22 protein-coding genes are annotated in these 20,699 nt (G+C 66.3%); 12 read left to right on the forward strand and 10 right to left on the reverse strand.

Going from position 1 to position 20,699, the window contains the following annotated elements; all coding sequences use genetic code 11:
- Positions 1 to 37: 37 nt before the first annotated feature.
- Positions 38 to 1,225 (reverse strand): BaiN/RdsA family NAD(P)/FAD-dependent oxidoreductase, encoded by a 1,188-nt coding sequence (locus tag KK488_RS12630; protein WP_214624049.1) that lies wholly within the window; start codon positions 1,223 to 1,225, stop codon positions 38 to 40.
- A gap of 126 nt (positions 1,226 to 1,351) precedes the next feature.
- On the opposite strand from KK488_RS12630, the gene KK488_RS12635 reads away from it, so the two are divergent.
- The 4 genes from KK488_RS12635 to KK488_RS12650 all read left to right on the forward strand — a co-directional run bounded on the left by KK488_RS12635 (position 1,352) and on the right by KK488_RS12650 (position 4,665).
- The gene (locus KK488_RS12635; protein ID WP_214624050.1) at positions 1,352 to 2,008 is read left to right on the forward strand and encodes a sulfite oxidase-like oxidoreductase; all 657 of its coding nucleotides are present in this window, start codon (positions 1,352 to 1,354) and stop codon (positions 2,006 to 2,008) included.
- A 90-nt stretch (positions 2,009 to 2,098) separates the two neighbouring features.
- A complete protein-coding gene (locus KK488_RS12640) occupies positions 2,099 to 3,022 on the forward strand; it encodes a LysR family transcriptional regulator (RefSeq protein ID WP_214624051.1) in 924 nt (307 codons plus the stop codon).
- A 115-nt stretch (positions 3,023 to 3,137) separates the two neighbouring features.
- Complete coding sequence (locus KK488_RS12645; protein WP_214624052.1) at positions 3,138 to 4,304, forward strand: iron-containing alcohol dehydrogenase; 1,167 nt, start codon at positions 3,138 to 3,140, stop codon at positions 4,302 to 4,304.
- A 25-nt stretch (positions 4,305 to 4,329) separates the two neighbouring features.
- Positions 4,330 to 4,665: a hypothetical protein gene (locus KK488_RS12650; protein WP_214624053.1), complete on the forward strand. Its 336-nt coding sequence runs from the start codon at positions 4,330 to 4,332 to the stop codon at positions 4,663 to 4,665.
- Between the two features lie 515 nt (positions 4,666 to 5,180).
- Here KK488_RS12650 and KK488_RS12655 read toward each other — a convergent pair.
- Both KK488_RS12655 and KK488_RS12660 read right to left on the reverse strand, forming a co-directional pair.
- Positions 5,181 to 5,888 (reverse strand): CoA transferase subunit A, encoded by a 708-nt coding sequence (locus KK488_RS12655; RefSeq protein ID WP_214624054.1) that lies wholly within the window; start codon positions 5,886 to 5,888, stop codon positions 5,181 to 5,183.
- Between the two features lie 46 nt (positions 5,889 to 5,934).
- Positions 5,935 to 6,786: an EthD domain-containing protein gene (locus KK488_RS12660; protein ID WP_214624055.1), complete on the reverse strand. Its 852-nt coding sequence runs from the start codon at positions 6,784 to 6,786 to the stop codon at positions 5,935 to 5,937.
- 235 nt (positions 6,787 to 7,021) lie between these two features.
- Between KK488_RS12660 and KK488_RS12665 the strand changes: the two genes are divergently transcribed.
- Positions 7,022 to 7,798, forward strand: coding sequence for an SDR family NAD(P)-dependent oxidoreductase (locus KK488_RS12665; protein WP_214624056.1), 777 nt, complete (start codon positions 7,022 to 7,024; stop codon positions 7,796 to 7,798).
- Between the two features lie 46 nt (positions 7,799 to 7,844).
- On the opposite strand, the gene KK488_RS12670 is transcribed toward KK488_RS12665, so the two are convergent.
- The 4 genes from KK488_RS12670 to kce form a co-directional block, all read right to left on the reverse strand.
- Positions 7,845 to 8,009, reverse strand: a complete 165-nt coding sequence (locus tag KK488_RS12670) for a hypothetical protein (RefSeq protein ID WP_214624057.1) — start codon at positions 8,007 to 8,009, stop codon at positions 7,845 to 7,847.
- Positions 8,010 to 8,093: 84 nt separating this feature from the next.
- Complete coding sequence (locus KK488_RS12675; RefSeq protein ID WP_214624058.1) at positions 8,094 to 8,552, reverse strand: NUDIX domain-containing protein; 459 nt, start codon at positions 8,550 to 8,552, stop codon at positions 8,094 to 8,096.
- A 32-nt stretch (positions 8,553 to 8,584) separates the two neighbouring features.
- Positions 8,585 to 9,532 (reverse strand): LysR substrate-binding domain-containing protein, encoded by a 948-nt coding sequence (locus KK488_RS12680; RefSeq protein ID WP_214624059.1) that lies wholly within the window; start codon positions 9,530 to 9,532, stop codon positions 8,585 to 8,587.
- Positions 9,533 to 9,742: 210 nt separating this feature from the next.
- Positions 9,743 to 10,666, reverse strand: a complete 924-nt coding sequence (gene kce, locus KK488_RS12685) for a 3,5-dioxohexanoate:acetyl-CoA acetone transferase (protein WP_214624060.1) — start codon at positions 10,664 to 10,666, stop codon at positions 9,743 to 9,745.
- Between the two features lie 141 nt (positions 10,667 to 10,807).
- Here kce and KK488_RS12690 point away from each other — a divergent pair, with 141 nt between their 5' ends.
- Positions 10,808 to 11,377 (forward strand): carboxymuconolactone decarboxylase family protein, encoded by a 570-nt coding sequence (locus tag KK488_RS12690; protein WP_214624061.1) that lies wholly within the window; start codon positions 10,808 to 10,810, stop codon positions 11,375 to 11,377.
- A 130-nt stretch (positions 11,378 to 11,507) separates the two neighbouring features.
- Here KK488_RS12690 and KK488_RS21390 read toward each other — a convergent pair whose 3' ends face one another.
- Positions 11,508 to 11,945: a PaaI family thioesterase gene (locus KK488_RS21390; RefSeq protein ID WP_214624062.1), complete on the reverse strand. Its 438-nt coding sequence runs from the start codon at positions 11,943 to 11,945 to the stop codon at positions 11,508 to 11,510.
- A gap of 169 nt (positions 11,946 to 12,114) precedes the next feature.
- Between KK488_RS21390 and KK488_RS12700 the strand changes: the two genes are divergently transcribed.
- Together KK488_RS12700 and KK488_RS12705 are read left to right on the forward strand one after the other, a co-directional pair.
- On the forward strand, positions 12,115 to 13,041 hold the full coding sequence (locus tag KK488_RS12700) for a TauD/TfdA dioxygenase family protein (RefSeq protein ID WP_214624063.1): 927 nt from the start codon (positions 12,115 to 12,117) through the stop codon (positions 13,039 to 13,041).
- Positions 13,041 to 14,672 carry a thiamine pyrophosphate-binding protein gene (locus tag KK488_RS12705; RefSeq protein WP_214624064.1) on the forward strand — a complete coding sequence of 544 codons (1,632 nt, stop codon included), beginning with the start codon at positions 13,041 to 13,043 and terminating at the stop codon, positions 14,670 to 14,672. Before KK488_RS12700 ends, KK488_RS12705 begins: the two co-directional genes overlap by 1 nt.
- Before the next feature lie 98 nt (positions 14,673 to 14,770).
- Here the strand turns inward: KK488_RS12705 and KK488_RS12710 are convergent, their stop codons facing one another.
- Together KK488_RS12710 and KK488_RS12715 are read right to left on the reverse strand one after the other, a co-directional pair.
- Positions 14,771 to 15,499 carry an SDR family NAD(P)-dependent oxidoreductase gene (locus KK488_RS12710; RefSeq protein WP_214624065.1) on the reverse strand — a complete coding sequence of 243 codons (729 nt, stop codon included), beginning with the start codon at positions 15,497 to 15,499 and terminating at the stop codon, positions 14,771 to 14,773.
- A gap of 84 nt (positions 15,500 to 15,583) precedes the next feature.
- Positions 15,584 to 16,603 (reverse strand): LacI family DNA-binding transcriptional regulator, encoded by a 1,020-nt coding sequence (locus KK488_RS12715; RefSeq protein ID WP_250890374.1) that lies wholly within the window; start codon positions 16,601 to 16,603, stop codon positions 15,584 to 15,586.
- A 182-nt stretch (positions 16,604 to 16,785) separates the two neighbouring features.
- On the opposite strand from KK488_RS12715, the gene KK488_RS12720 reads away from it, so the two are divergent.
- From KK488_RS12720 to KK488_RS12735, 4 genes are read left to right on the forward strand one after another with little or no spacing between them, the layout of a single operon-like run.
- Entirely contained in the window at positions 16,786 to 18,150 is a 1,365-nt protein-coding gene (locus KK488_RS12720) for an MmgE/PrpD family protein (protein WP_214624066.1), read from the forward strand.
- The gene (locus KK488_RS12725) at positions 18,143 to 18,943 is read left to right on the forward strand and encodes an SDR family NAD(P)-dependent oxidoreductase (protein WP_214624067.1); all 801 of its coding nucleotides are present in this window, start codon (positions 18,143 to 18,145) and stop codon (positions 18,941 to 18,943) included. The genes KK488_RS12720 and KK488_RS12725 overlap by 8 nt, the downstream gene beginning before the upstream one ends.
- Positions 18,936 to 19,844, forward strand: a complete 909-nt coding sequence (locus KK488_RS12730) for an NAD(P)-dependent oxidoreductase (protein ID WP_214624068.1) — start codon at positions 18,936 to 18,938, stop codon at positions 19,842 to 19,844. The genes KK488_RS12725 and KK488_RS12730 overlap by 8 nt, the downstream gene beginning before the upstream one ends.
- A 55-nt stretch (positions 19,845 to 19,899) precedes the next feature.
- Positions 19,900 to 20,697 (forward strand): N-acyl homoserine lactonase family protein, encoded by a 798-nt coding sequence (locus KK488_RS12735; RefSeq protein ID WP_250890376.1) that lies wholly within the window; start codon positions 19,900 to 19,902, stop codon positions 20,695 to 20,697.
- The last annotated feature ends 2 nt before the right edge of the window (positions 20,698 to 20,699 follow it).

The raw sequence follows: 20,699 nt of genomic DNA on the forward strand, positions 1-20,699 counted from the left end.
CTGTCAAAGCAATCCGGCGCGGATTTTCCGTTACGGATCAGAGCGCTTGCGCCGCGGCCCAGGCGCTCGCCCAGGCCCACTGGAAATTATAGCCGCCGAGCCAGCCGGTGACGTCGACCGCCTCGCCGATCGCATAGAGGCCGGGGACGCGGCGCGCTTCCATGGTCCTGGAGGAGAGATCGGCGGTGCTGATGCCGCCGGCCGTCACCTCGGCCTTGGCATAGCCCTCGCTGCCATTGGGGGTGAAGCGCCAGTCGGCAAGGCGCGCCTGCGCGGCGGTGAGGGCGCGGTCGGGCAGATTGCCGAGGTCGCCATCGAGACCAATCTGGTCATAAAGCGTGTCGGCGAGGCGCTCCGGCAGCGCGTCGCGCAGCAGCCGGCGTAGGGTCGCGCGGGGCGTCACGCGCTTGGCGGCGAGCAGCCAGTCGGCGGCTTGATCAGGCAGATAATCGATGCCGATCTGCTCGCCATGGCGCCAGTAGCTGGAGATCTGCAGGATCGCGGGGCCGGACAGGCCGCGATGCGTGAACAGGGCCGCCTCGCGGAAGCTGATCCTGCCGCTACGGGCGATGACCTCCGTCGAGACGCCGGAGAGTGACTGGAACAGAGCCTCCTCGCCACTGAGGGTGAGGGGCACGAGCGCGGGGCGCGGCTGGACGACCTTGAGGCCGAACTGGCGGGCGAGGTCATAGGCGAAGCCGGTGGCACCCATCCTGGGAATCGCCGGCCCGCCGGTGGCGATGACCAGCGAGGGGGCGGCATAGGCGCGGCCGCCGGCCGTGACGCGGAACAGGCCGTCGCCATGGCCGACGTCGGCGATGGCGGCGCCGCAGGCGAGGGCGACCTCGCCCTTCGCGCATTCGGCGAGCAGCATCGCGACGATCTGGCGCGCCGAGCCGTCGCAGAAGAGCTGGCCGAGCGTCTTCTCGTGCCAGGCGATGCCGTGGCGCTCGACCAGAGCGAGGAAATCCTGCGGCGTGTAGCGGCTGAGCGCGGACTTGGCGAAATGCGGGTTCTGCGAGAGGTAGCGGTCGCCCGCCGCTTCCAGATTGGTGAAGTTGCAGCGCCCGCCGCCGGAAATCAGGATTTTTCGCCCCGGCTCCTCGCCATGTTCGATCAGAGCGACCCGGCGGCCGCGCTGCCCGGCGAGCGCGGCACACATCATGCCGGCGGCGCCGGCGCCGAGGACGATCGCGTCAAAAGGGGCGGGGTTGGGCTGCGCCATGTCGATGCCCTAGAGGCTGTCCGGCGCAAACGAAAGCATGGCCTTCCGTGGGGGGACACGAGCTATGCTTGCGCGTGAGGGAGCTTTCCCGGATGCTCCGCTGGGAAACCTCCTGAGTCGAACTCCATGGACGATGAGACACCCCCGCCCGACAGCAAGCTGACCCGCTCCAAGCAGCGCTGGGCGAGCGAGCACAAGTTCATCACCGGCGCCGTCGCGCGGCCGCGGGAGCAGAGGTTGCCGCCGGGCCAGCATCTGGTGCGCGACTGGCCGGTGCTCGATCTCGGCCGCCAGCCGGACGTGTCGCACGAGCGCTGGCGGCTGAAGATCGGCGGCATGGTCGCGGCGCCGGTGACGTTGGACTGGGCCGCCTTCATGGCGCTGCCGCAGACACAGATGCGATCGGACATTCACTGCGTCACGACCTGGTCGCGCTACGACAATGACTGGACGGGCGTGGCGACGCGCGACCTGCTCGATCTCGTCCAGCCGCGCGACGAAGCGGCTTTCGTGCTGCTGCATGGCTATGACGGCTATACGACCAACGTGCCGCTCGCCGATTTCGCGGCGCCCGAGGCGCTGCTGGCGCATGGCTGGCAAGGCCAGCCGCTGACGCGCGAACATGGCGGGCCGGTGCGGCTCGTCATTCCGCATCTCTATTTCTGGAAGAGCGCCAAATGGGTCAGCGGCATCGAGCTGCTCGGCGCCGACAAACTGGGCTTCTGGGAGGTCAACGGCTATCACAAGCGCGGCGACCCGTGGGCCGAGGAACGCTATTCGTGACCATCGGCGGCTGCAGCGAGGAGTTGTGCCGGGCGCTGAAATAGGCAATACCGCACGAGTGCTGTGCAGAAACGCGGGAAGCTCGTCGACATGCGGCCATTCGATTGGGATGATCTGCGCTATTTCCTGAGCGTCGCCCAGTCCGGCACGGTCAGTCAGGCGGCGCGGCGTCTGGGCGTCGATCATGCGACGATCATCCGCCGGATCGACGCGCTTGAGCGGGCGATGGGCGTCAAGCTCTTCGAGCGTACGCCGCGCGGCTATTATCTGACGGTCAATGGCGAGCGCCTGTTGCCATCGGCCGAGGCGATCCACACCGAAGCCCGCAAGATCGGCACGGAGATGCTGGCGAGCAGCCATGGCGTGGGCGGCATCGTGCGGATCAGCACGCTGGAAGGGTTCGGCAATTTCTTCCTGGCCGGGCGACTGCCCAAATTCGCGGAGCAATATCCCAACCTCACGATCGAGCTGTTGACCCTGCAGCAGATCGTCGCGCTCTCGCGGCGCGAGGCCGACATCGCGATCAGCCTGCAGCCGCCCGAGGTCGGCCGTTTCGTCCGCGAGAAGCTCACCGACTATGCGCTGTTCGTTTATGGATCCCGCGACTATCTCGCCGGGAAGCCGCCGATCCGGGTGCGCGAGGATCTGCACGATCATATCTTCTGCGGCTATATCGATGATCTCGTCTTCGTGCGCGAACTCAACTATCTCGACGAAATCGCCAAGGGCATCCGCGCGAAGTTGCAGAGCTCGAGTCTGCACGCCCAGACCGAGGCGGCGATCGCCGGCTATGGCCTGTGCGTGTTGCCCGCCTATATCGCGGCGCGCTACGACGAACTGGTGCCGGTGCTGCCGGACGAGCTCCATCTGCGGCGCAGCTATTGGCTGGTGATTGGCGCGGATGTCGCGCCCAGCCCGCGGATACAGGCGGTCCGGCGGTTCATCCGGGCGGAAGTGGATGCGCATCAGGCCAGTTTCCTCGGGCCGCTGCGCCGCATCGAGAACGCGGAATAGGGGAAACGCGCACAGCGCGGCGGCGATATTGTCCGTTTGCCCGCCCTCACCGCTGATCGTAGGAATCGTGGAAGGGGACCGGAACGGTCCGCATCGTCCGGGAGGGGGAAGCCTGATGTCATTTGCCGCCGCTTTCCCGCGAATTCTGCGCATCGGCGCTGGCGCATCGCGCCTGCTGCCCGATATACTCACCCAGCTCGGCCTGTCCCGCCCGTTCCTGATGAGCGACGCCTATCTGGTTGAGGGCGGCATGGCACAGGCGTTGCTGGACGCGCTGACGGACGCGGGCATGCCGGCGCGGCTGTTCGCCGACACGATGCCGGAGCCGGACGTCGCCTCGATCGAGCGCGCCGTGGTGGCGCTGCGCGCGGGCGATCATGACTGCGTGATCGGCTTTGGCGGCGGCAGCCCGATCGACAGCGCCAAGGCGGTGGCGGTGCTCGCAACCCACGGCGGCGCGATGCGCGACTATAAGGCGCCGCACCAGCAGGACACGCCGGGGCTGCCCGTGATCGCCATCCCCACCACCGCCGGGACCGGTAGCGAGGCGACGCGCTTCACCATCGTCACCGACAGCGAGAAGGACGAGAAGATGCTCTGCATCGGCCTCGCTTATCTGCCGGTCGCAGCGCTGGTCGACTATGAGCTGACCCTCTCCATGCCGCCGCGCCTCACCGCCGACACCGGCATCGACGCGCTGACGCATGCGGTCGAGGCCTATGTCTCGAAGCGTGCCAATCCGGTTTCGGACGGCTTCGCGTTGCAGGCGATCCAATTGATGGCGCCCAATCTTCGCCGGGTCTGGGCCGATGGGCAGGATCGCGCGGCGCGGGAGGCAATGATGCTGGGTGCGACCTATGCAGGCATCGCCTTCTCCAACAGCTCGGTCGCGCTGGTGCACGGCATGAGCCGGCCGATCGGCGCGCATTTCCATGTGCCGCACGGGCTCTCCAACGCGATGTTGCTGCCGCTGGTCACGGCCTTCTCGGCCTCGGGTGACGTGCGTCGCTATGCCGATTGTGCGCGAGCGATGGACATCGCGCAGGAGGGCGAGGGCGATCAGATGGCAGTCAATCGGCTGGTGGAGGAGCTGTCCGCCCTCAACCGCGATCTCGCGGTGCCCGATCCGAGGGGCTATGGCATCGCGCGCGATGCCTGGGAGCGGCTGACGCCGCTGATGGTCGAGCAGGCGATCGCCTCCGGCTCGCCGGCGAACAATCCGCGCGTGCCGACGCCACAGGAGATGCGCGCGTTGTATGAGCGGGCCTGGGCTGGCGCCTGACGCGCGTCGCCTGTAGAGGCGCTGCATGGCCAGAGCAGACCGCCTCGAACGCATGGACATCCGGCGCGCCGAACTGGAGGAAGAGTATCGCGCGGCGCTGATCGAGGCGCTGAAGGTGACGGCATCCGGCGTTTGGGGTCTGTTCGATCACGGTCAGGACAAACGGACGCGCGCCAACGCGGCGCCGGCCATAGAGACCTTGACCGAGATCGCCGGAGCGATCGACGATCTGCGCGAGACGCTGGCCATGCCGCCGTTCGAGCTGCACCGCGCGTTCATGGCGGCGCGGGGCAAGGTCTCGTCGCATGCCGTCGGCGAGCCGAAGCAGGCCAGGGCGTGGCTGGAGCGGCTGGGGGCCTAAGCGGCGTGGACAAATTAGGGCGGATCGACATTCAGCCCATATCGGCCTGCAAACGGCACTTTCGCGTGCTTCCGGTGCTCACGTACCATAAGTACGCTGCGCTCCGGGTCACGCAAAAGCACCATTTTGCCCTGCGGTCGTCTTCGACTCCGACTCGATCTGACCTGAATGTCGATCCGCCCTAGAACGACGGCTGTCCGGAATTTTCTTCCGAACTCGATAGTCAGGGCGCGACGCCATTGCCGTCACCAGCCCCTCCTCTTCAGAGGAGGGGTAGGGGGTGGTGGCGATGCGCCAGCATCGCTCGCTCGGCGATCAGGCGAACTGTCCAGCACCACCCCAACCCCTCCTCTGAAGAGGAGGGGCTAATGGCCGTTCACCGCGACTTTTCAGCCATAGGGCGTCGAGTGTCAGCGCGTAAGACCGGACAGTCATTGAAACGGGAATTTGTCCACGCGGGCCTAGCGACTGCGAACAATTCGTGCTCCTGCCTTGGCAGGCGCACTGAACCTAACCTAGTTCGGCCGCGCCCGCGTCGTTCGGTGCTCCACCCGTTTCTCGTTGATCGTCGTGCGCACGATCCGGTCGACATAGATGCCGGGCGTGTGGACATGGTCGGGGTCGAGCGCGCCGAGGGGGACGATCTCCTCGACCTCCGCAACGGTCACGCTGCCCGCCGTCGCCATCACCGGATTGAAATTGCGCGCGGTCTTGCGGAAGACGAGATTGCCGGAGGGATCGGCCTTCCATGCCTTCACGATCGACAGGTCGGCGCGCAGCCAGGTCTCGCGGACATAGTCCAGTCCCTCGAACATCTCGACCGGCTTGCCCTGCGCCACGACCGTACCGACGCCCGTCTTGGTGTAGAAGGCCGGGATGCCGGCGCCCCCCGCGCGGATGCGCTCGGCGAGCGTGCCCTGCGGGTTCAGTTCCAGTTCCAGCTTGCCGTCCAGATAGAGCTGCTCGAACAGCTTGTTCTCGCCGACATAGGAGCTGATCATCTTGCGGATCTGCCCGTTGGCAAGCAGCATCCACAGGCCGAAGCCGTCCGCGCCGCAATTGTTCGAGATGAAGGTCAAATCCCTGACGCCCGCGTCGCGCACTTCCGGAATAAGGCTCTCGGGATTGCCGGAGAGGCCGAAGCCGCCGGACATGATCGTCATCCCGTCGAACAGCAGGCCGGCGAGCGCCGCGGCTGGCGTCTCGTAGAGCTTGTTCACCAAGGCGGGTACCTCTTCATGCGATGCTCCCGTCCGTCTTCATGCGGCCTCAGCCGTGCACAGCGGGCGGATCGATCATCGCGTGTTCGAGGCTGACGATGTTGCGGCTCCTGGCGCGATCGATGAAGAGATCGCCGTCGGCGAGCCAGGCGGTCGCCTGCGGCGAGTCGACGCGACCGCCCATGTTGACCGCCCCGCTGTCCCACCAGATTTCGGCGATGCCGTCGATCTCCGCCCAGGGGTTCTGGGCGCCCATCCCGGTCTCGATATGGTTGAACACGCAGCCGACCAGGCCGGGGACACCGCGCGCCAGCTCGGCATGCCGGCCGGCCCAGTGCGCCATGAACTGCTCGTGCGTCGTGCCGGCCTTGCGGACCAGCAGCGCGGTGTGCTTGAGGCCGCCCTCGCCGCGCGGCGGCGGCACCACGACCTGCTCGCTGACGAAATAGCCGCGCGAGGCAGCGCGATCGATGAACAGGTCGCCATCGGCGATCCAGGCGCGGCTGCCGGGCGTCGCCATGCCGTCACGCATCGCGTCCCGGCTCGGGTACCAGATATGGGCGATGCCATCGAACCGGCTGGCGTAGTTGGCGCCGGGCGCCGGGGCGGCGCTGTCGCCCACCGCCTCGGAGAGGATGAAGCCGTTGAGGCCGGGCACCTCGCGCGCCATCGGTCCGTGAATGCCGAGCCAGTGCTGGCGGAACTTGTCCTGGCTGAGCGCCTCCCTGCGCGCGACGATGGAGAGGAGCTTGATGCTGGCGGGCAGCGGCGTGGTTGCTGCCCTCAGCGCGCCCGGCAGGGCCAGCGCGGCGGGCAGGGCCGCTATCGCCGCCATGAGGTCGCGGCGCGTCGCGCCCAAATGCGAGCCCAGATTCGAGAGTCCCTCGTCCATTGCGTCCATCGCGTCTCTCCCGGTCGTCGTTTCATCCTAGATGCGCGGCTTATGCGGTTTGCGCCTCCGGGATGATCATAAAGGCATGCGGCGTTCCTGCTTGCCCGAACCGGCACATCTTTCGAAATCATGCCTGCGCGGCGAAGTATCGCCAATCGTCATGCTGCATGTCGAACCGGCCTGACAGGGATGCGGCCGCAATGCTAAGCATGACGCCTAACGACAATGTTCAGGAGCAAGGACCGTGGGCGACATCAGCTTCTCTCTCGCCGGCCGCAAGGCGATGGTGATCGGCGCGGATTCGGGCATCGGCCTGGCCTGTGCGCGAGCCATTGCCAACGCCGGAGCGGACCTCGTCATCGGCGGTATCGATCCGGGCAAGGGCGGGGACCTCGCCGCCGAGATTGCCGCCAAGAGCGGGACCAAGGTTAGCTATGTCGCGGTCGACGTGACCAGGGAGGAGCAGGTCGCCGCCGCCGTCGAGGAAGCGGTCAAGCGCCTCGGCGGGCTCGACGTGGCGATGAACAATGCCGGCATCCCCGGCTGGCCCGGCGCGATCCAGGACCAGACGGCCGAGCAGTTCGACATGCTGTTCGCGATCAACGTGCGCGGCGCGATGTTCGGCATGAAATATCAGGTGCCGCACATGCTCAAGGGCGGCAAGGGCTCGATCATCAATCTCGCCTCGACCGCGGCGATCAACGGCCTCGCTTTCTGCGCACCCTATGCGGCGAGCAAGCATGCGGTGGCGGGCCTCACCAAGTCGGTCGCGCTGGAGCTGGCTGACCAGGGCATCCGCGTGAACGCCATCGCGCCCGGCCCGGTCAATACCGGCCTGCTCGCCTCGATGCGCGCGGGCCGCATGGCGCTGCCGAGCAAGACCGGTGGGGCATCCGTCCCTATGGCCCGTGTCTCAGAGCCGGACGAAATGGCCGGCGCGGTGGTCTGGCTGGCGTCGGATGCGTCCTCTTATGTGACGGGGACTTTGGTCTCGATCGATGGCGGCGTGGTCGCGGTCTAGGGCGCTGCGCGAATTGCATCGGGACGTTCGTCAGCCGGCATCTCGCTCACAGCTTGCCGGCTTCGAGCCACTCCAATCGTCGCGCATGGCGCTCATGTTTGATCGCCGCTTCGCGCAAACGTCGCGCGAGATCCAGATCGCCGGAATGACGCGCGCGTAGTCTTAGCGCTCCGGCAATTTCGTTGTAGTGCTCCGAGTTATGCAACTCCATGACGCATGCCCTCGCATGTGATCGCCGATAAGACGCTGTCGAATGGCCCGATCCGCATTGGGCACAGAATGGTTACATCTGAAATCAGCCTGGGCTTCTGGCATCGAACAATGCCGAGAGCGGATAGGGCAGTGCCAACTCGGGCATCTCGTCCCGTGAGAAATATCTCGTGGTTCTGGTTTCTTCGTCGCGGGGAATACCATCCCCGCCAACTATATCGCATCTGAACAGGATGACGACATATTCCACGTGATGCCCGTCGGGATAAGTGTAGCGGAAGTCGTGGCCGCCAAAGACGTCCACGATATGCGACACCACGACATCCCAACCGGTTTCTTCCAGCACTTCGCGAATGACGGCTTCTCGCGGTGTTTCGCCGATTTCGATCCCGCCGGCGGGCAGGCTCCATCCTTCGTCCAATGCCTTTTCCTGAAGGAGCAATCGGCCATGGTCGTCGTGGATGATCGCCGCAACGCTCGGCCTCAGAGCTGGACTTCTTCCGGCCTCCGATGCTGTCGGCTGTGGGTCGCAATGACTGGTCATTCGGCATGTCGCAGGGGCTTGCGGGGCAAATTCTAATCCGCCGCCGTCCGTGAATTCTGGAAGGTCTGCACTGCCTGGCGCACGCTGACCGGCGTCAGGTGCGGGGCGATGGCGCGGATGAATTCGAGCTGGAAGGGGCGCAGATAGGTGTTGGGGCGCAGGGCGATCTGGACGGTGCTGGGCGGCATGAGATCGCCGAGCTCGCGGATCGCCACGCCCTCGTCGCGCTCGGGATCAAAGGCCATGGTGGCGAGGATGCCGATGCCGAGGCCGAGGCCGACATAGGATTTGCAAACGTCCGCATCGATGCCGCTCATGATGACATGCGGCTCGACGCCGGCGTCGTGGAACGCCTTCATCACCTTCCAGCGGCCGGAGTAGCGCGCGTCATAGGTGATGATCGGATATTTCGCGATTTCGGCCAGGGTCAGCTCGGGCACGGTAAGGATCGGGTGGCCCCTGGGCGCCACGACCATGCGGCGCACCTCGAAGCAGTCGAGCTTCACGAGATTAGGGAAATCGCGGTTGGTCTCCGTACCGATCGCGAAGTCGACGTCGCCGGCCTCGACCATCTGGCGGATTTCCTCGGGATCACCCTGGCGCAGCTCCAGCCGCACGTCGGGATAGCGCTTGACGAACTGCTCGACGACGCGCGGCAGCGTGTAGCGCGCCTGAAAATGGGTGGTGCCGATCGTGAAGACGCCGCTGTTGCCGGAGGTCATGTCGCTCTTGAGGCGCTTGAGCGCGGCGATATCCGTCGCGACGCGCTGCGCGATGGTGAAGACGATCTCGCCCGGCTCAGTAAGGCCGATGATGCGGTTGCGCGTGCGTACGAAGATCTCGAAGCCCAGCTCCAGCTCCAGAAGCTGGATCTGGCGGCTGACACCCGGCTGCGAGGTGTTGAGCGCCTCGGCTGCGGCGGACAGGTGATTGCCGCGCCGGACGATCTCGACGACATAACGGAGCTGCTGAAGCTTCACAGGCTCTCCCAGGCACTATGCTTGTGGTGCATGACATACTGGCGGAGGCTGGAGGAAATGCATAGCCTCGTTGCGCGCACCTTGATCATCCCTCCCTTTCAAGGGAGGGGACGGGGGTGGGTGTCGCGCAGCGATCTGGACGTCGACGACCTCGCTTCGCTCGCACCCACCCCTAGCCCCTCCCTTGAAAGGGAGGGGGATGAAGTCGTGCTACAGATTGACGTTGTCCCGCCCTTTCAGTCCCAGCATCTCGCGCGCCTCGGCAGGGGTGGCGATGTCCAGCCCCAGTTCGTCGAGGATGCGGCGGATCTTGAGCACCTGCTCGGCATTGCTGTTGGCGAGCTGGCCTTTCGAGATGAACAGGCTGTCCTCCAGACCCACGCGCACCGACGAGCCCATGATCGCGCCCATCGTGCAAGTCGGCATCTGGTGGCGGCCGGCGCCAAACAGCGACCAGACATAATCCTTGCCGAACAGCCGGTCGGCGGTGGTGCGCATATAATAGACGCTCTCGGGATGGGCGCTCATCGCGCCGGGCACGCCGAGGACGGACTGGATGAGGAAAGGCGGCTTCAAGAGCCCCCGGTCGGCGAAGCTCGCGACGTTATAAAGATGGCCAATCTCGTAGCACTCCATCTCAAACCGCGTACCGCCGGGGCCGAGCGTCTCGATGATGTTGCGGATGTCGCGATGGGTATTCTTGGAGATGATGTCCTCCATCCCCTCCAGGAAAGGCCGCTCCCACTCGAAGCGATAGGGCTCGTAGCGCGGCGCGAGCGGGTAGAGGGCGGGATTGACCGTGCCCATGTTGAGCGAGCAAAGCTCGGGGCTCACCGCGACGGCTGCCTTGAGGCGGTCCTCCATCGACATGCCCGGGCCACCGCCGGTGCTGATGTTGATCACCGCGTCGGTCGCGGCGTGGATCTGCGGCAGGAACTGCATGAAGACTTCTGGCAGCGCCGTCGGGCGGCCGTCGATCGGATCGCGCGCGTGGAGATGCAGGATCGCGGCGCCCGCCTTGGCGGCCGCGATCGACTGCTCGGCGATCTCCTGTGGCGTAATCGGCAGGAAGGGCGACATGGTCGGCGTGTGCATGCTGCCGGTGCTGGCGCAACTGATGATGACCTTTGCCATAACCTCTCCTCATGATTTTGGTTACCGGTATCACAAATCAGTCTGGCGACACGCGACTCAAAGCGCATAGTGGATGCGCAATATGAATGCCGGGGAGGGCGGGTCCGATTGACTTGCGCGCGGGGGACAAGAAGATAAGCCATGACCGATCAAATCGCTCCGACGCCCGTCAAGCCGCGCATCCCCTATCCCGATCCCGAAATGCTTTCCGACGAGAAGCGGGACATCCTCACCCGGATGAGCCCGATGCTGAACATCATGAAGATTCTGATGGTCGCCCCCGATCCCTTCTGGCGCGGGCAGCGCGCGCTGGGGCGCTCGGCCGTGGTCGACACAACGATCAGCGATCAGCACCGCGAGTTGTTGGTCCTGCGTGTCGCCTATCTCTCCAACTCCGACTATGAGTTGTATCACCACCTGCCGCTCGGCCGGACCGCCGGCCTGTCCAATACCAAGTGCGATGCGATGCGGACCGGGGACTTCGGCGTGCTGGACGAAGCCGAACGGGCGCTGGCGCAGTTCGTGACCGAGACGGTGCTGGACATCACGCCGGCCGACGAGACCCTGGCGGGTATGCGGGCGCATTTCTCGGACGCGCAGGTGATGGAGGTCGTGCTGATCGTCGGTTACTATATGATGATTGCGCGCGTGATCGGCGTGACCGGCATCGGGATGGATGAGGCAGCGGTGCAGACCTGGAAGCGGCCTTGAGCTCTAGCCCCTCCCCTTCAGGGGAGGGGAAGGGGTGGGGGCGATGCGCAGCATCGCTCGCGCTGCGATCATGCGGGACCGTTCAGCCCCACCCCAACCCCTCCCCTGAAGGGGAGGGGCTGAGTTAGAGTCACCCCGGCGCGTCCGGAATCGCGAACACGCCATTGCCGCGCGCGATGACGCCCTTGTCGCCGAGCAGCAGCCCGTCGCAGAAGACGAAGCGTCGCGATTTGCGGATCACCCGGCAGCGGCTTTCCAGCCATTCGCCGACCTGCGCGGCGCGGATGAAATCGACGGTCATGTTGATGGTCGGCGCGGGACGCTCGGCGACGGACCAGGCATTGCGGCCCATGGCGATGTCCATCAGCGCGGCGATCAGGCCGCCATGCGCGGTGCCGAGCATGTTGCAGTTCTTCTGCTCGACGCGGAAGCCGACGCGGGTCAGCTCCATCCCGTCCGGCGTGAAATGGATGTTGCGATAAATGGCGCCGTTGATCGCCTCGAACGGATCGTCCTTGTGCCAGATCTCCCAATCCTCGGCGCGCCACGGCCCCTTGGTCTCGATCACGTCCTTCTCCTCATCCTTTGTCCGGTCCGGTCTAGCGCGCCTTCCTGTCTTACGAGGAATAGCTGTCGACTATGGGGTATCAGCTTTCGTGATTAAGTCCGGCGACGGGCGGACATTATGAGCATAGTGATAGATGGCCGCACACCCGCGCGGCGCTCCTGGAGAGCTTATGTCCGTTTCTACCGCCAGCAAGCCGGCCGCAGCGCCCGCCACGCAGTACCTCAGGCTGACGCCGCTCAATCCCTATTTCGGGGCGCGCGCCGAAGGTCTCGATCTCTCGCGGCCGCTGACGCAGGCGCAGATGGACGAGCTGCGCGCGGCGATGGATCATTATGCCGTGCTCGTCCTGCCGGGCCAGGCGCTGACCGATGAAGAAGAGGCGGCCTTCGCGGCGCAGTTCGGCACGATCGAGGCGACCCCGACGCTGGTCGACCAGGAGCGCCGGCGGCTGCCGAACATGCAGATCAACGACATCTCAAACCTGGGCGCGGACGGCCAGATCCTCGCCGCAGACGATCGCCGCCGCATGTTCAACCTCGGCAATCTGCTCTGGCACAGCGACAGCAGTTTCAAGCCGACGCCGGCCTATTGGTCGATGCTGAATGCGCGCGTGATCCCGCCCGAGGGCGGCGAGACCGAGTTTATCGACACGCGCGTCGCCTGGGAGCATCTGCCGGTCAAGATGCAGGCGGAGATCCGCGACCTCGTCACCGAGCATTCGCTCATCTTCTCGCGCATGCAGCTCGGTTTCGAGGCGTTCAGCCCGGAGGAGATTGCGCGCTGCACGCCCGTGCCCCAGCGGCTGGTGCGGCGGCATGCCGAGAGCGGTCGACTGGCGCTCTATCTCTCGGCCCATATCGGCCGCATCCAGGGCATGCCGACGCCTGAAGCCATGGCGCTGATCCGCGATCTCACCGAGTTCGCGACGCAGCGTGCCTTCGTTTATCAGCATCGCTGGTCCGTCCACGACCTGGTCATCTGGGACAATCGCTGCACGATGCATCGTGGCCTGCGCTACGACGACAAGGTCTATCCGCGTGACCTGCGCCGGGTGACGCTCGAGGATGTCGCGCCGACGCTGGAGCAGGCGGCCTGATGGCGGCGAGACCGGAGATCGGCGCGGCATCGCTCAGCGTCACCGATGCCATGGTCGAGGAACTGGCGCGGCGCGGGGTCACGCACATGTTCGGCGTGCCCGGCGGCGAGTGCAATCTGGACTTCATTGCCGCAGCCGACCGGGCGGGCGTCCGCTTCGTCCTCACGCGCACCGAGACCTCGGCGTCGATCATGGCCTGCGTCGCGGGCGAGCTGACCGGCGCGTCGGGCGTTGCCATGACCACGCGCGGGCCGGGCCTTTGTGCCGCCGCCAATGGTGTCGCCTATGCCGATCTCGATCGCGCCGCGCTGCTGCTGATAGCGGACGGCTATGAGGACGATCAGGCCTATATCAGCCACCAGCGGATCGATCAGGGCGCCGTGCTGGCGCCGATGCTGCGCGCGCAATCGGATCTGCGCAGCGGCGATGCGCTGGGCGAACTCGACCGGCTGCTGGCGGCGGCGAGCGAGCAGCCGCCGGGGCCCGCCTATCTGGAGGTCGCGGGATCGCGCATCCGGCGGCCGGCAGCGGATGCACGGTCGGTTGCGGCGACGCACTCGCGACCGGCGCTGGATCTCGATGCGCTGGAGCAGGCGCGCACCCTGCTGGGCGAGGCCCGGCGGCCGGTCGTCGTTGCCGGGCTGCAGGCACGCCGGCCCGAGGCCGCCGCCGCGCTCAATCGCTTCGTCGCGGCGACTGGCTGTCCGGTCCTCACCACATACAAGGCCAAGGGCGTGGTCTCCGAGCGGACGCCGCTCGGTCTTGGTCTCTATGCCAATGGGCTGCCGGAGGCACCGTTGCTCACGGCGGCGGACCTCATCATCCTCTATGGGTTCGACCCCGTGGAAGGGCCGCCGTCACCCTGGCGCTATGGCGGCACGCCGACGTTGGAGCTGTCCGAGCATGCCCATGCGCACAGCCTGCTCGATCCCGAGCTGTTGCTGGTCGCGGACATTGCCAGGACGCTCGACAGCCTGGCCGACGCGCTGCCGGTACGGGCCTGGACCGCCGCCGAGCTGGCCGCCGCCAAGGACCGGCTCTGGACCGCCGCGCGCACGCCGGCCAGCGAGGGCATCGCGCCCTCGCAGCTCGTCGATGCCGCCCGCGCCGCCTTCCCGCCCGAGACGCGGATCACCATCGATGCCGGCGCCCATATGCTGCCGGTGCTCCACCTGTGGCAGAGCGGCGAGGCCAATCAGTCGCTGATCTCGCGCGGTCTCTCGACCATGGGCTTCGCGCTGCCCGCGGCCATCGCGGCGAGTCTCGTCGATCCGGCCCGGCCGACCGTCGCGTTCACCGGCGATGGCGGCATCATGATGTGCCTGGGCGAACTCGGCACCGCGATCCAGTATGGCGCGACGCCGATCGTGATCGTGTTCAACGACAGTTCGCTCACCCTGATCGGGGCGAAGCAGAAGCGGCGGCAGCTCGCCGCTGCGGGCGTGGACTTCTCGGACACGGATTTCGCGGCGGTGGCGGCCGGCTTCGGCTGGTGGACGCGGCGCGTGACGGACGCCGGCGATCTGGCCGCCGCGTTCGCGGATGCGCAGGCAGCGGGCCGCGCGGCGCTGATCGACGTGGTGATCAATCCCGCGCAATATGAGGGTCAGATCCTGGCCATCCGGGGGTAGGGGTTGGACGGTCCCGAATTATCGTTGCGCGAGCGACGCTGCGCATCGCCCCCACCCCTTCCCCCTTCGCCTTCAGGGGAGGGGCTTAGAAGAGGGTTTCACCCCGCCAGATAGCCGCCGTCGACCGGGAGGGTCGCGCCGGTGATATAACGGGCTTCGTCGGAGACCAGAAAGACTGCGGCGCCCGCGACATCCCGGGGATCGCCGATGAGCTTCATTGGCGTGCGTGCCATGATCATCGCTTCACGCTGCGGCGTCTTCTCATCATCGGGGATCAGCGGCGTCTCGATGAAACCGGGCGCGATCGCATTGACGCGGATTCCCTCGGCTGCCCACTCGACCGCCAGCGCCTTGGTGAGCTGCAGCACGGCGCCCTTTGATGCAGCATAAGCCGCAGCATTTGCCGCGGCGGTGAAGGAACGGATCGAAGCGAGATTGATCACGGCGCCCCGCGTGGCCGCGAGCTGGGAATGGAAGGCCCGGCACATGTTGAAGGCGCCGCCCGCGTTGATTGCGAGTGTGCGTGCCCAGATCTCCGGCGCGCCGGGATCGGTGATGCGGCCCTGCCGGATGATGCCGGCATTGTTGACGAGAATGGACGTGTCGCTGAGCGACGTCGCCAGCGCCTCGCAGGCCGCGCCGTCGGTCACGTCGAGCGAGACCGCGCGCGCGCCGCCACCGATCGCCCGCGCAGCGCGCTCGGCTGCGGCGCCGTCGATGTCGGCTAAGATGACTTGCGCGCCCTGTGCGGCCAGCGCGGCGGCAATCGCCTCGCCAATGCCGCGTGCGGCGCCGGTGACGACGGCATGGCGTCCTTGCAGCTTCATCCTGATCCCTTTCGGCCTTGATATCTGTTACCGGTAACGGATCGCGCCCGCATCGACAAGGGTTCGTCGCGTTGATGGGCGCAATCAGCTGCTGGCGCGCTGCACGATCTCGAAGCCCAGATCGACCGACTGGACCGGTATCTCGCGCTCGAAGATGCGGGCGAGCAGCATTTCTGCGCTGCGCCGGCCGATTTCGGCGCGGGGCAGGCGCAGCGCCGTGATCGCCGGATTGACGTGGCGCAGCAGGTCGAGATCGTCGAAGCTTGCTATGGCGAGTCGGCCGGGCACGGCCCAGCCGCGCCTGTTGCATTCGAGCAGCGCGCCGACGGCGAGCACGTCGCCGGCGCAGAACAACGCGTCGGTGTCAGGCGCGACATGCTCGATATGCGCGATCGCCTCGGCACCGCCGCCAAAGCCGCGCGAGACGTTGACGATGCGGCGGGGATCGGGCGCCAGCCCGGCTTCGGCAAGCGCATCGAGATAGCCGAGCTGCCGCTCGGTCGCGCGCGGATTGGCGAGGCTGGCAAAGCCGATCTTGCTGTAGCCCATGCGCGCGAGGTGCAGCGTCATCGCCTTGGCGGCCGCACGGTTCGAATAGCTCACGACCATGTCGATCGGGTCGACAGGCATGTCACCATTCTCGACGACCGGCACGTTGGCGCCGCGCAGCATGCGGATCGCGGCGGGGCTGTGACGCGTCGAGTGGAGCACGAGTCCCGCGACGCGCTGGGCCAGGAAGTTGGAGATGACGATCTCCTCATCCTTGGGATCGTCGCTGCTTTCGGCGAGCATGAGCTGGAAACCGGCAGGCCGCAGCACGTCCGAAATGGCCTTCACCGTTGCCGAGAAGATCGAATTTTCGAGGCTGGGCAGCACCAGCCCGATGACATTCGACTTGCTGGACGAAAGGCTGCGCGCCAGATGGTTATGCACATAGCCAAGCTGGCTCACGGCATCGAAGACGCGCTGGCGCACCTTCTCCTTGACCTTTTCAGGATGATTGAGCGCCCGCGAGACGGTCATGCGCGAGACGCCGGCAAGCTCGGCCACTTCGTGCATGCGCACGCCGCCACCACCGCGGGACGAAGACGATCTGGACCGCAAGCTGATACTCCTCGCGCTCTGTTACCATGCTCGTGCGCCGGAGCAAGGCTCGCCCGCCGAAACGGCTACAAAGCCATGAGTGAGGCTTGTCACGCCGCGTAAAGCGCCGTAAGAGAATTTTGATACCGGTATCTTTTTGAGTCCCTAGAGAGGAATCCATCTTGGCGAGCGCCTCCGAAGCCATGTCCGCATGGGTGGCGTCCACGGGTTTTGACGACATCCCGGCCGACGTCGTGGCGAGCACGCGGCTGCGCATTCTCGACGTGATCGGCCTGTCGATCGCCGGTGGCGAGACACCGTTCGGCGCGGGTGTGCGTGCAACGGCCAGCGCCTGGCCGGGCACGGCGGCGCGGCTTTGGGGTACGGGCGGGACTGCGAGCGCGGCGGGCGCCGCCTTCGTCAACGGGGCCTGTTCGCAGGCGCTGGAATATGACGACACGCACAATGAATCGATCGTGCACATGAGCAGTCCGGCCGTCGCCGCCGCATTGGCGCTCGCCGACGAGACGAAGGCGAGCGGGCGCGACATCGTCACTGCGATCGCGATCGGCAACGAACTCTCCTGCCGCGTCGGCAGCGTGACGCCGCAGCAATTCCACAAGCGCGGCTTCCATCCGTCCGGTCTATTTGCGCCGTTCGGTGTCTGCTGGCTGGCGGGACATCTGTTGGGGTTGGATGCCGGGCAAATGAGCCGCGCGGCGGGCATCACCGGCAGCTTCGCCGCGGGACTGATCCAGTGCTGGGTGGACGGCACCCAGTCCAAATTCCTGCACCCCGGCTGGGCGGCGCAGTCGGGCATCATCGCCGCGACGCTCGGCAAAAATGGCGTGACCGGCCCGAGCGAAGTGTTCGAGGGACGCTTCGGCCTCTTCGCCTCGCATCTGCAAGCGGCCGACCCGGAGCCCAATTTCGATCGGCTGACCGTCGATCTCGGTGTGCGCTGGGATAGCCGCGCCTCATCGTTCAAGCCCTTCCCGGTCGCGCATGTGATCCATCCCTATATCGACGCGTTGCTGCGCCTGCGTGCGCGTCACAGCCTGACGCCGGACATGATCGAGCGCATCACCGTGCCGGTCGCGCCTTATATCGTCAGCATTGTGTGCGAGCCGGTCGAGGAGAAACGCCGGCCCAACACCGATTCTCACGGCCGCGTCAGCATTCAATATACGCTGGCAGAAGCGCTGGCGCTGGGCCGGATCGGCAAGGACGCCTATGCCGAAAACTCGCTGCGCGATCCGGTGATCCTGGCGCTGGCCGACCGGGTCGAGTTCATGCCCGATCCGGGCATGCCGGGATCGGAGCAGTTCAAGGGCGTGGTCGAGATCGTGACGCGCGACGGGCGCAGCTGGACCGAGATTGAGGAACATAATCATGGCTCGCCGCAAAATCCGATGAGCGACGCCGCGATTGAGGCCAAGTTCAGGGAGAATGTCGGCGGCGTACTGAGCGAGGATCAGGCGAGCCGCGTCGTCGGGATGGTGATGGGCATCGAGACGGTGCCTGATGCCTCAGCGCTGAGCGCATTGCTGGTGCCGGCGCATGGCTGACGGCACACGGCTCGACGGGCGCGCAGCGCTGATCACGGGCTCGGTCGGCGGGCTAGGCTATGCGATGGCACGGCATTTGGCCCGGGCTGGGGCGAGCATCGTGCTGACCAGCCTCGATGCCCCGGAGACGGCCGAGCCGCAGCGCGCCGCGCTGGCGGCCGAGGCGGGCGTGCCGGTCCATTATATCCGGGCCGATCTCACCGACCGCAACGCGCTGCGGGCGCTGGTGGGGCGAGCACAGGAGGTGTGCGGCGCGATCGACATATTGGTCAATAATGCGGTGGTCCGCCACTTCGCACCGGTCGAGGAATTTCCGCTGGAGGCCTGGGACCGGGCGCTGGCCGTGAACCTCTCGGCCGCCTTGATCGCGATCCAGCTTGTGCTGCCCGCCATGCGTGCGCGGGGCTATGGGCGCATCTTCAACATGACGTCGGTTTATGGATCGCGCGCGACCGTGCAGCGGGTCGACTATGTGACGACCAAGACCGCCCTGCAGGGGCTGACGCGCGCGGTCGCGCTGGAGACGGCGGGCAGCCCGGTGAGTTGTCACGCGCTCACCCCCGGCTCGGTGCTGACGCCGATCTGGGACGAGCGCGTCGCGGACCTGATGGCGCAGAAGGGCATCGGCCGGCCGGAAGCGGAGGCCCTGTTTCTCGACGGCAAGCAGCCGAGCGGCACCTTCGTCAGCCCGGACAGCGTCGCGCAGGTCATGCTGATGCTGTGCGGGCCGGTCGGCCCGGACATGAATGGCGCCATCGTGCCGATCGAGGGTGGATGGCTGGCCAATGGCTGACGGAAAGGATGAGACGCGCGTGACGGTTCTGGGATTTATCGGACTTGGAAGCATGGGCAGTGCCATGGCGCCGCATCTGCTGGCGGCGGGACACAAGGTGGTGGCGTTTGATCCGTCCGCCGCGGCGGTCGATGCCTTCAGGGCAGGCGGGGGGGACGTCGCTGCCTCCGCTGCCGATCTGAGCGCGCAGGCGGACATCGTCTTCCTCAGTCTGCCGACCCCTGCGATCGTGCAGGAGGTCGCGCGCCAGGTCATCCCGGGCAAGCCGCGCATTGTCGTTGATCTCTCGACGACCGGGCCACGCGCCTCGATCTCCGTGGCGCAGGAACTGGGCGCGGCCGGCATCGGCTTCGTCGATGCGCCGGTCAGCGGCGGCAGGGCGGGCGCGCTCGGCGCGAAGCTCGCGCTGATGGTCGCGTGCCCGCTCGCGATCTGGAACGAGGTGCAGCCGTTGCTCGCTCTGTTCGGCAAGACCTTCCACGTCGGCGAGGGCGCCGGGCAGGCGCAGACAATGAAGCTGGTTAACAACATGCTCTCGGTCGTCGCGCTGGCCGCGACCAGCGAGGGTATGGCGATGGGCGTCAAGGCCGGGCTGGACCCGGCTGTCATGCTGGATGTGCTCAATGCCTCGAGCGGCAGGAACAGCGCGACCACCGACAAGATGCCGCGCGCCGTGCTGCCCGGCAGCTTCGATTTCGGTTTCGCGACGCAGCTGTCGCTCAAGGACATGAAGCTCTGCCTCGACGAGGCGGAAGCGGCGGGTGTGCCGATGATCGTTGGGCCTGCGGCGCGCGCCATGCTCAACATCACGCAGGCGAGCTATGGTCCGGACTCGGACTTTACCTCCATGGCGAAGGTGGTGGAGCAATGGGCCGGCGTGAAGATCCGCTCGGAGCGGTAGGGACGACATTGGCGCCTCTTCTCCAAGCCAGTAGATTGGACGAGGAACATAGCAGTTGAGTGAATCCACCTTCGAGATCACGGCCATCCGCTATGGTCATCATGATCGCAATGCGGCTGCCAACTTCATCGGCGGCGACGAGCATGACGGGCCGATGCCGCTCGATTATTATGTCTGGGCCATCCAGCGACCGGGCAAGACCTATCTGCTCGACACCGGCTTCGATGCGGCGATGGGCAAGCAGCGCAATCGCCAGATCGTGCGCCCGATCGAGGCGGGGCTGGCCGCCATCGGCCTTGCACCGGGCGACATTTCCGACATCATCATCTCGCACATGCATTTCGACCATGCCGGCAATCGCGACATGTTCCCGCATGCCACTTATCATGTGCAGGACGCCGAGATGGAATTCTGCACCGGGCGCTGCATGTGCCATCCGTTCATGAACCACAGCTTCGATCCGAAGGACGTGCAGGCGATGGTCGGGCGCGTGTATGCCGGCAAGGTCGCTTTCCACGATGGCGACGAGGAGATCGAGCCTGGCCTCACCGTGCATCATATCGGCGGGCATACGCGCGGGCTGCAGGTGGTGCGCGTCAAGACGCAGCGCGGCTGGGTCGTGCTCGGCTCGGATGCGGCGCATTTCTATGCCAATTTCGAGCAGTACCGACCTTTTCCGGTGGTCGAGAGCGTCGCCGACATGATGGCGGGCTATGACCGGATGCGTGATCTGGCGAGTTCGATCCGCCACATCGTGCCGGGCCATGATCCGCTGGTGACGGACTATTATCCCAAGGCGCGCGACGGCATCGCCGACATCGTGCGACTGGATCTGGAGCCAGTCGCCTACTAAGC

It is taken from the genome of Sphingobium nicotianae (assembly GCF_018603885.1).
Classification (GTDB): domain Bacteria; phylum Pseudomonadota; class Alphaproteobacteria; order Sphingomonadales; family Sphingomonadaceae; genus Sphingobium; species Sphingobium nicotianae.

Bases quoted from the DNA above. Each gene is read 5' to 3' on its own strand.
- KK488_RS12630 (WP_214624049.1), bottom strand. From the start codon at position 1,225: ATGGCGCAGCCCAACCCCGCCCCTTTTGACGCGATCGTCCTCGGCGCC.
- KK488_RS12635 (WP_214624050.1), top strand. From the start codon at position 1,352: ATGGACGATGAGACACCCCCGCCCGACAGCAAGCTGACCCGCTCCAAG.
- KK488_RS12640 (WP_214624051.1), top strand. From the start codon at position 2,099: ATGCGGCCATTCGATTGGGATGATCTGCGCTATTTCCTGAGCGTCGCC.
- KK488_RS12645 (WP_214624052.1), top strand. From the start codon at position 3,138: ATGTCATTTGCCGCCGCTTTCCCGCGAATTCTGCGCATCGGCGCTGGC.
- KK488_RS12650 (WP_214624053.1), top strand. From the start codon at position 4,330: ATGGCCAGAGCAGACCGCCTCGAACGCATGGACATCCGGCGCGCCGAA.
- KK488_RS12660 (WP_214624055.1), bottom strand. From the start codon at position 6,786: ATGGACGCAATGGACGAGGGACTCTCGAATCTGGGCTCGCATTTGGGC.
- KK488_RS12670 (WP_214624057.1), bottom strand. From the start codon at position 8,009: ATGGAGTTGCATAACTCGGAGCACTACAACGAAATTGCCGGAGCGCTA.
- KK488_RS12675 (WP_214624058.1), bottom strand. From the start codon at position 8,552: ATGACCAGTCATTGCGACCCACAGCCGACAGCATCGGAGGCCGGAAGA.
- kce (WP_214624060.1), bottom strand. From the start codon at position 10,666: ATGGCAAAGGTCATCATCAGTTGCGCCAGCACCGGCAGCATGCACACG.
- KK488_RS12690 (WP_214624061.1), top strand. From the start codon at position 10,808: ATGACCGATCAAATCGCTCCGACGCCCGTCAAGCCGCGCATCCCCTAT.
- KK488_RS12700 (WP_214624063.1), top strand. From the start codon at position 12,115: ATGTCCGTTTCTACCGCCAGCAAGCCGGCCGCAGCGCCCGCCACGCAG.
- KK488_RS12705 (WP_214624064.1), top strand. From the start codon at position 13,041: ATGGCGGCGAGACCGGAGATCGGCGCGGCATCGCTCAGCGTCACCGAT.
- KK488_RS12710 (WP_214624065.1), bottom strand. From the start codon at position 15,499: ATGAAGCTGCAAGGACGCCATGCCGTCGTCACCGGCGCCGCACGCGGC.
- KK488_RS12720 (WP_214624066.1), top strand. From the start codon at position 16,786: ATGTCCGCATGGGTGGCGTCCACGGGTTTTGACGACATCCCGGCCGAC.
- KK488_RS12725 (WP_214624067.1), top strand. From the start codon at position 18,143: ATGGCTGACGGCACACGGCTCGACGGGCGCGCAGCGCTGATCACGGGC.
- KK488_RS12730 (WP_214624068.1), top strand. From the start codon at position 18,936: ATGGCTGACGGAAAGGATGAGACGCGCGTGACGGTTCTGGGATTTATC.